This is a genomic window from Niveispirillum sp. GW835-FHT14G11, from assembly GCF_058793615.1.
Map to the genome: position 1 here is coordinate 1 of NZ_JBXAFZ010000046.1, position 5,054 is coordinate 5,054.

Annotated in this window: 1 protein-coding gene; it reads left to right on the forward strand. The window is 63.8% G+C overall.

All coding sequences use genetic code 11. The features are described 5' to 3' along the window. Positions 1 to 58: 58 nt before the first annotated feature. Complete coding sequence (locus AC1Q7F_RS32450) at positions 59 to 5,020, forward strand: amino acid adenylation domain-containing protein (protein ID WP_492512684.1); 4,962 nt, start codon at positions 59 to 61, stop codon at positions 5,018 to 5,020. Positions 5,021 to 5,054 lie beyond the last annotated feature (34 nt).

Genomic DNA, 5,054 nt, shown 5'->3' on the forward strand with positions numbered 1-5,054 from the left:
TAACATCAACCCGCAACGAGCCAGAACCTCCACTCACAAAATCATCCAACCGTCCCATTTGTTTCGACGACGGACAGCCACGCATCACATCATATCCGATGCCTGGTCCTTCGGCATAATCTTCCGGGAACTCAGCACCTTCTACAGGGCCCTGCCGGAAGCGCGGCTCTGCCCGCTGCCGGCGCTGCCGGCGCTGCCGGCCCAGTATGCGGATTATGTGATCTGGCAGCAGGACTGGATGGACGAAGCCACCATGGGCAGGCAGGTGGCCTATTGGAAGCAGCATCTGGCCGGCGCTCCACCCGCTCTGGAATTGCCGATGGACCACATCCGCCCCCTGGCCTTCGAACATAGGGGCGCGCTGTTCACCTTCGATATCCCCTCCCCTCTCCCGGCTGGCCTGCGGCGGCTGATGAACCGGGAGGGGGTGACGATGTTCATGCTTCTCATGGCGGCACTGCAGGTGCTGCTGCGCCGTTATTCGGGTCAGACGGATATAGTTGTCGGTTCGCCCATCGCCGGCCGCCGCCATAGCGAGACGGAGGGAATGATTGGCTTCTTCGCCAATACCCTTCCCCTGCGATGCAACCTGCCCGGCGATCCCACATTCCGCGCGCTGCTGGCGATGGTGCGCGACGTGGCGCTGGATGGGTATGAAAATCAGGATGTGCCGTTCGAGAAGCTGGTCGAGGAACTGGATCCGCCGCGCGACCTTTCCCGGCATCCGCTTTTCCAGGTGCTGCTGGCCCTGCAGAACGCTCCGCGCGAAGCACTCGACCTGCCCGGCATCACCGTCCGGGGTTTCAACGTGGACAACAACACGTCCAAGTTCGATCTTACCCTGACCGTATTCGATACGCCGGACAGCATGAAGGCGACCATCGAATATGCCACCGACTTGTTCGACCACACCACCATCACGAAGATGGCGGAGCATTTCACGACCCTGCTGGCAGGCATCGTCGCCGATCCCGACGCCAGGCTATCGGACCTGCCCCTTGCCACGCCGGAGGAGGAAAATCGCATCCTGGTGGAGTGGAACGACACTGGCCATCCGATCGGGCCGGGGATATGCGTGCAGGACCTTTTCACCACGAGCGCCGCGCAAAGGCCGGACGCGGACGCCCTTGTCTGGGATGGCGGCCGGATGACCTACGCGGAACTCGACCGCAAATCCAACCAGCTCGCAAACCATCTTGCCGGCCTCGGCATAGGTCCGGACGTCGTGGTCGGGCTGTGCGCGGCTCGTTCCGCCGACATGGTGGTCGGATTGCTCGGGATACTCAAGGCCGGGGGGGCCTATCTGCCCCTGGATCCACGGCATCCGTCCGGGAGGCTGGCCACCATGGTGGCTGACGCTGGCGCCCGGTTCATCCTGACCCAGGCGTCGCTCGCGGGGCATGCGGGTACGGCCGGCACGGTTGAAATCCTTCTCGATGCCGGCTGGCCGTTAATCGCCCTTTCCCCGCCCACCCCGCCCACCCTGACCGGCAGTTCCCAGGATCTGGCGTTCGTAATGTATACGTCCGGCTCCACCGGCAGGCCGAAGGGCGTGGCGATGCCGCATCGGCCCCTGGTCAATCTGATCTTGTGGCAGATTGCCGAGGCCGGTGCCGGCCACGCGATGCAGTTTGCCTCCATCGGTTTCGATGCCTCCTTCCATGAGATATTCACCGCCTTGACCAGCGGGCACCATGTGGTCCTGATCGATGAGGATACCCGGCTGGACACGGCTGCGTTCCTGCGCGTGATGCGCGAAACCGGCGCGCAGAACATCTTCGCCCCACAGGTCCTGCTGGAGCAGTTGGCGGCGGAGGTCGTCAGGCAGAAGGTTACGGACCTGCCGCTAACCCACTACTTCCAGTCGGGAGAGGCGCTGCGGCTGTCGCCGCTGGTCGCCGGCATGTTCCAGGCCAATCCGGCCTCCCGATTATTCAATCTCTATGGCCCCACGGAGACGCATGTGGTGACCGGTCGGGCGTTGCCGCGTGATTTGACGGGCGAGCATCCGTTGCCGCATATCGGCAAGCCCATATGGAACACGCAGATATATATCCTTGACGGCCGCATGCGTCCGGCCCCCGGCGGCGTGGCCGGCGAGCTTTACGTGGGTGGGGTCCCCTTGGCGCGCGGCTACTTCAATCGCCCGGGCCTGACCGCGGACCGTTTCGTGCCCAGCCCGTTCGGACGGGGGGACCGGCTTTACAGGACGGGGGATCTGGCACGATGGCGCGCCGACGGGACCATCGAGTTCATGGGGCGGATCGATCATCAGGTCAAGATACGCGGCCATCGGATAGAGCCCGGCGAGGTGGAGGCACAATTATTGGCATGCCCCGGCGTCGACCGGGCCGTGGTGATCGCGCGCGAGGATGTTCCGGGCGACAGGCGGCTGGTGGCCTATGTGACGGGCGACGACCCCAGGAACATCGATCAGGTGGCGATACGCGCCCGGCTGAAGCAGGTGCTTCCCGATTACATGCTGCCATCCGACATCGTACCGCTGGCATCCCTGCCTGAATCCGCCAACAAGAAGGTGGATCGCAAGGCATTGCCCCCACCCGGCGAATTCATCGATCCCCGGATGCATGTGGCCCTGGGCACGCCCGACGAGCAGGGGCTGGCGGCCATATGGTCCGAAGTGCTCAGGCGTCGGCATATCGGCAGCAACGACAATTTCTTCGACCTGGGCGGTCATTCCCTGCTCGCCGCCCAGGTGGTGGCGCGGGTCCGGGAAACCTTCGCCGTCGAGCTTCCCCTACGGGCGATCTTCGAAACGGCGACAATCCGCGACCTCGCGGCGCGGATCGGGGAATTGCGGCACGTGCACCGGGAAGGACATCCGCTGGCTGTCCACCGCTACCCGCGTGCACCGACGCTGCCGCTTTCCTTCGCGCAGGAGCGGCTCTGGTTCCTGGAACAGCTCGGCTTTGCGGGATCGTCCTATAATCTGCCCGCCGTTTTCCACCTGGACGGGCCGCTTTGCCTGCCTTCGCTCCACCTAGCCTTTTGCGCGTTGGCGAAGCGGCACGAAAGCCTGCGGACACGGATCGTGACCATCGATGGCCGTGGCGCAATGATCATCGATGCCGGAATGGACATTCCGATACCGCTGATCGATCTCACCACCACGCCGGCGGTGGAGCGCCATGATACGCAAGAACGCCTAATCAGGGCGGAGATTCTGCGTCGTTTTGACCTTGAGAACGGCCCCCTAATCCGGGCGATGGTCCTGCATCAAGGAGAAGGCAGACACCTCCTGACACTAGTCATGCACCATATCGTTTCGGATGGCTGGTCCATGGAGCTGATCGGTCATGAACTCGGCATCCTTTATGCGGCGAACCGCAGGGGTACATCCATCCGTCTGCCGGAGCAGACGCTCCAGTATGCCGACTTCGCCGCCTGGCAGCGCGAATGGCTTGGTGGCGGCGAGCTGGAACGCCAGTTGGCCTATTGGAAACGGCAGCTTCATGGCGTTCCGGCGGCTCTCGACCTTCCGGCCGACCATCAGCGCCCCGCCATATCCAGCTACAAGGGGGCGGCGATCTCCCTGACCTTGTCCAGGGACCTGTCTCTTTCGATCCGCGATCTTGCCCGCAACGAGGGAGTGACACTGTTCATGGTCGCGCTTGCGGCCTTCCAATTGCTGCTGTCCAGGCTCACAGGGCAACAGGACATTGCCGTTGGCGCCCCCATAGCGGGACGTGGCAGCAGGGAGTTTGAACAGGTCGTCGGCTTTTTCATCAACATGCTGGTCCTCAGGACGGACCTGTCCGGAAACCCCGATTTCGGCACCCTCCTGCGCCGGGTGAAGGAGGTGGCGCTGGGCGCGTACGCCCATCAGGATGTGCCGTTCGAAAAGATCGTGGAGGAGATGCAGCCGACGCGGGACCTGGCACGCCACCCCATCGTGCAGGTGATGATCAACTCGCTGGCATATGCCGCCGCCAGCGTCGAAGACGAAGCGTTGCGCGTGGAGCCGGCCTCCACCGTCGAACCATTCTCCAAGTTCGACATGACGCTTTACCTCAGGGACAATCCGGACGGGCTGGCCTTCGAACTTGTCTACAGCTCGGAGATATTCTCCGCAGCCCGCATGAACATCTTTCTGTCGCAGTTCCTGCGCATCCTTGAACAGGCGGTGGACGAGCCCCGCCTCCGCGCCTGCGCCTTCCGTCTGGATCTGGATGGCGCAGGCCCTGTGATGGCGTCCATTGAGCCCGCATGGTGCGGGTCCGTTCCCGACCGGGTGTCGGCATGGGCGCATTCCAGTCCGGCCGCGCCGGCCGTGATCGACGGGGATGGGACACTTACACATCTTGAGCTGGAACTCTGCGCCAATAAGCTGGCCCACCGCCTGATCGCCCGGGGGGTGGGGCGCGGCGACCGGATTGCCGTTCTCGCCGCCCGCAACGCGACGCTGCCCTGGGCCATGCTCGGGATATTAAAGGCGGGCGCGGCCTTTCTGGTGTTGGACCCGGCCTACCCTGCCGAACGGTTGTCGGCGTATCTCGCCCGGTCGGCGGCAACGGGCTGCATCTGCCTTGCGCACCCCGCACCGGATCTCGCGGAAATGCTCGAAACAGCCGGATGCTGGACATGGAATATGGCGGGCGCCGGGGTAATGGACATCTGCGCAGGACTTGGGGATTGTTCCGATGACGCTCCACCGGTGACGGTGGAGGCCGATGATCCCTGTTACCTCGTCTTCACTTCCGGAACGACGGGTAAGCCGAAGGCGGTGATCACACCCCACCGCGCGCTTTCGCATTTTCTCGACTGGCAGGCACGCCGTTTCGGATTCAGTGGGTCGGACCGCTTCGGCTTGCTTGCCGGTCTCTCACACGACCCTCTCATGCGGGACGTCTTCGCGCCGCTCTGGTCCGGCGCCTGCCTGCTGATCCCGCCGGCGGCACCGGCGGAAGCCGGGGAAGTGGCGGCCTGGTGCGCGTCGGCACGGTTGAGTGTCGTGCATGTCCGTCGTCGAAACAAATGGGACGGTTGGATGATTTTGTGAGTGGAGGTTCTGGCTCGTTGCGGGTTGATGTTAA